We start from the raw sequence: 2,572 nt of genomic DNA, 5'->3' as shown, positions 1-2,572 counted from the left end.
CAAGCTCTCAAAGGCGCTTTGATGCTCGACTTTGCAGGCGCGTTTGGCCTTGCGATGAAGAAATTCTTCGAGCCGAAATTCACCATCAACTACCCGTTTGAAAAGGGCCATATCAGCCCGCGTTTCCGGGGCGAACATGCGCTGCGCCGCTATGCCAATGGCGAAGAGCGCTGCATTGCCTGTAAATTGTGTGAAGCTATCTGCCCCGCGCAAGCCATCACGATTGAGGCAGAGCCGCGCGATGATGGCTCACGCCGCACCACGCGCTATGACATCGACATGACCAAGTGCATCTATTGCGGCTTCTGCCAAGAAGCCTGCCCGGTGGACGCGATTGTGGAAGGTCCAAACTTTGAGTTTGCTACCGAGACGCGGGAAGAATTGTTCTATGACAAGGACAAGCTTCTGGCCAATGGCGACCGGTGGGAACGCGAAATCGCGAAGAATCTAGAGTTGGATGCGGCTTATCGTTAAGCCACAGTCTGGGTACGTTTAACAAAGCGCGCGCCTGTCCTTGGTGAACGGGGCGCAGAGGGGAAGAGAGTAGCGATGATTGCGGTCGCCGCCTTTTACATCTTGAGTGCGATTGCGATTGCCTCGGCCTTTATGGTCGTGGTGGCCCGCAACCCTGTGCACTCCGTGTTGTTTCTGATCCTGACCTTCTTCACGTCAGCGGGCCTGTTCGTGTTGTTGGGGGCAGAATTCCTCGCCATGCTTTTGATCGTTGTCTATGTCGGCGCGGTCGCGGTATTGTTCCTGTTCGTCGTCATGATGCTCGACATCGACTTTGCGGAGTTGAAGGCAGGCTTTTTCACCTATCTGCCCTTTGGCGGCCTGATCGCTTTGATCTTGTTTGGCCAGTTCGTCATGGTCGGTGGGGCTTGGATTGAAAAGTCCGTCTCGGCAGAAGCCATTGCCGCCCCAACGCCAGCCGCAGCGGCGGTTTCCAACGCCGAAGCCATCGGGCGCATCCTCTACACGGATTACATCTTCTTGTTCCAATCCGCTGGTATCATTCTGTTTATTGCCATGGTCGGGGCGATTGCGCTCACACTGCGGCACCGCGACGGAATCCGCCGCCAGAATGTTACCGTACAGGTCGGCCGCACCCGCGCGGGCGGCGTTGAAATGACTGACCCGAAGCCGGGCGAAGGAGTGGTACTTTGATCGGCCTATCTCATTATCTCGCGGTTGCTGCCGCACTGTTCACCATTGGCGTGTTCGGCATCTTCGTGAACCGCAAGAATGTCATCGTCATCCTGATGTCGATTGAACTCATTCTACTGGCAGTGAACATCAATCTGGTCGCTTTATCGTCCTTCTTGGGGGACATGGTCGGACAGGTTTTTGCGATGTTCGTGCTGACCGTCGCTGCCGCTGAGGCCGCCGTTGGTCTTGCCATTCTGGTCGTCTATTTCCGAAACCGCGGCAATATCGCGGTTGAAGATCTCAATCTGATGAAGGGCTAACGCGTGTCTGCTGAACCTCACGCCACTACGGGCCTAGCCGAAACGCTCGCGACGATTGTCGTGTTCGCGCCGCTTTTGGGTGCCATCATCTGCGGGCTCTTCAACCGCTTCATTGGCGAGAAAGTGGCGATGTTTGTCGCCACCGCTTTGTTGTTTGTCGCTGCAGCCTGCGCCGGAACCATCTTTATCGGCCATTGGCAGCACAGCTTGCATTTGCCTGCTGAGCCCATTCGCATCGCGACTTGGATCCATGTTGGCGACCTGAAGAGCACCTGGTCCATTCGTTTGGACGCCATCAGTGCCGTGATGATGATCGTCGTCACGGGCGTCTCGTCCTTGGTGCACCTCTATAGCTGGGGCTATATGGCGGAAGATCCCCATAAGCCGCGCTTTTTTGCCTATTTGTCGCTCTTCACCTTTGCCATGTTGTCGCTGGTTACAGCGGCAGACTTCATGCAGCTTTTCTTCGGCTGGGAAGGCGTTGGCCTCGCCTCATATCTTTTGATCGGCTTTTGGTATCACAAGCGCTCGGCCAATGACGCCCAAATCAAGGCCTTTGTGGTCAATCGGGTCGGCGACTTTGGCTTTGCTTTGGGCATTATGGCTGTGTTCTTTGTGTTTGGCTCGATTGAATTCAAAGAAGTCTTCGCAATGGTGCCTGAAAAGGTTGGCGTGATGCTGAAGTGGGGCAGCTATCAATTGCCCGCCATCGAGATCATCGCTTTCCTGTTGTTCATCGGCGCGATGGGCAAATCGGCGCAATTCTTCCTGCACACTTGGTTGCCCGACGCGATGGAAGGCCCAACACCTGTGTCGGCGCTGATTCACGCCGCGACCATGGTGACGGCTGGCGTCGTGCTCGTGTGCTTGTGCTCGCCCATTTATGAGGCCGCCCCCAAGACGGCTGGTTTCATCACCATCATTGGCGCGGTGACGGCCTTGTTTGCGGCGACCGTGGGGCTTGCGCAAAACGACATCAAGCGCGTGATCGCTTATTCCACCTGTTCGCAATTGGGCTTTATGTTCTTTGCCGCAGGCATTGGTGCCTATCAGGCCGCCATGTTCCATTTGTTCACCCACGCCTTCTTCAAAGCTTTGTTGTT

General features: G+C 55.7%; 4 protein-coding genes. All 4 read left to right on the top strand.

The features are described 5' to 3' along the window. Window positions 1-474 (top strand): NADH-quinone oxidoreductase subunit NuoI (gene nuoI / locus ACOVRA_RS14480; protein ID WP_421720918.1); only part of this gene is annotated, 474 nt, incomplete at its 5' end. A gap of 75 nt (window positions 475-549) precedes the next feature. Next, the gene (locus tag ACOVRA_RS14475) at window positions 550-1,167 is read left to right on the top strand and encodes an NADH-quinone oxidoreductase subunit J (RefSeq protein WP_421720917.1); all 618 of its coding nucleotides are present in this window, start codon (window positions 550-552) and stop codon (window positions 1,165-1,167) included. After that, a complete protein-coding gene (nuoK, locus tag ACOVRA_RS14470; protein ID WP_421720916.1) occupies window positions 1,164-1,469 on the top strand; it encodes an NADH-quinone oxidoreductase subunit NuoK in 306 nt (101 codons plus the stop codon). The genes ACOVRA_RS14475 and nuoK overlap by 4 nt, the downstream gene beginning before the upstream one ends. Window positions 1,470-1,472: 3 nt before the next feature. Then, a partial coding sequence (locus ACOVRA_RS14465; protein WP_421720915.1) for an NADH-quinone oxidoreductase subunit L occupies window positions 1,473-2,572 on the top strand: 1,100 nt, incomplete at its 3' end.

Source organism: Aquidulcibacter sp., assembly GCF_049239865.1.
Classification (GTDB): Bacteria; Pseudomonadota; Alphaproteobacteria; order Caulobacterales; family Aquidulcibacteraceae; genus Aquidulcibacter.
The sequence above is the reverse complement of the archived record's forward strand: the minus strand, read 5'-3'. Positions and strand labels throughout refer to the sequence as shown.